Annotated in this window: 1 protein-coding gene; it reads right to left on the minus strand. The window is 64.5% G+C overall.

Features of this window, described 5'->3' with window-relative positions:
• Window positions 1-60: 60 nt before the first annotated feature.
• Window positions 61-927, minus strand: an 867-nt coding sequence (locus FMEAI12_RS00345; protein WP_112104562.1) for a reverse transcriptase domain-containing protein, incomplete at its 5' end; no start/stop codon positions are given.

Genomic DNA, 927 nt, shown 5'->3' on the forward strand with positions numbered 1-927 from the left:
CTAGTCGCGGTAGGGACCGTCCTTACGGACGGCCCCCCGCACAGATCCCAGCGAGCGGAACTACCGCACTGGGCTCCCGCCTCGGGTGCTGGCGTCGAGCCGAACGGTAGGCAGGGGATGTCGGACCTTTGCGGTCGGTAGCCACCTGTTCGCGATGGGCCCCATCCGTCCCCAGTTCAGGTACCCGCGCTGGCTACGGCGCGATAGCGCCTTGTGCCAGGCATGGAGCACCTCGTAGCGGAAGGATGCCGTCGCGTTCATGTTGCCTGGCACGGCATAGTAGTTCAGGTGGCCGTTGACCACGCTGCGCAACCATTGCCCCTGAACGGGGATGGGTAGGTGACTGCGCCGCTTCGCTTCGATCTTGATCTCGCGTAGCTTCGCCGCCATCCGCCTCTTGTCCGTGACCCGCCGCACCCAGAAGTAGCCCCGCTTGCCCGTCGCGCAGATGTGCGTGAAGCCCAGGAAGCTGAACGTCTCGGGTCTGCCCTGCCCGCGCCGCGACCGGTTCCGGACGGCGAACCGCCCGAACTCGATCAGCCGGGTCTTGTCGGGATGCAACTCCAGGCCGAACTTCGCGAACCTCTCCCGAAGATCGACAAGGAACCGCCGCGCGTCATCCTCGTACTCGAAGCCGGCGACAGCGTCGTCAGCAAAGCGCACGGTGATCACGTCACCGCACGCGAAGTGATTCCGCCACCACCGCACCCACAGGTCGAAGACGTGGTGCAGGTACACGTTAGCGAGCAGCGGTGATACCGAAGCCCCCTGCGGTGACCCTTCCATTGTCTGCGACCGCGCGCCGTTCTCGATGACTCCCGCGCTCAGCCATTTCTGGACCAGGCGCAGGATCCGTTTGTCCGCGATCCGGTGCTCAAGGAACTTGACCAGCCATTGATGACTGAGGCTGGAAAAGAAATCCCGGAT

The organism is Parafrankia sp. Ea1.12 (genome assembly GCF_900465275.1).
GTDB classification, from domain to species: domain Bacteria; phylum Actinomycetota; class Actinomycetes; order Frankiales; family Frankiaceae; genus Parafrankia; species Parafrankia soli.